A 381-nucleotide genomic window follows, 5' to 3' on the forward strand; every position below is an offset into this window, starting at 1 on the left:
ACACCGAACTGTCCGGGCCCGGGAGCGGCGGCGACGTCCGAGCCCCGCCTGACCCGTGCCCGGGCGGGGCCGTTGTCCGGAGGAACGGGGTCCGGCGGGCGGCCCGGCCGCGTCGGTGGCGTCAGGGCGCCGTCGGCGGCGCGTCGGGGCGCCCGACAGGCGGACGTCGCAGGCGGCGGAGCCGGGTGCGCCCAGGGCGTGGGTATCGCCGACGGGAACCCCCGGCCGCTCGGCGGACCGGTGTCGTCAGACCGGCTCTGCCACCCCCGTGAGCAGCACCATCCCGGAGTCGCCGTAGTCCGGCAGGGTGCGATCGGCGTCGATGTGGGTCACATCCAGGTCGCGGGTCAGAGGGGTGAAGACCTCGGTGACCGTCGTCGG

Annotated in this window: 1 pseudogene; it reads right to left on the bottom strand. The window is 76.9% G+C overall.

The features are described 5' to 3' along the window. Positions 1–246: 246 nt before the first annotated feature. Positions 247–381: pseudogene (locus IF47_RS31850) on the bottom strand (class I SAM-dependent methyltransferase); the annotation flags it as partial.

The organism is Streptomyces megasporus, from assembly GCF_000718985.1.
Lineage (GTDB): Bacteria > Actinomycetota > Actinomycetes > Streptomycetales > Streptomycetaceae > Streptomyces > Streptomyces megasporus.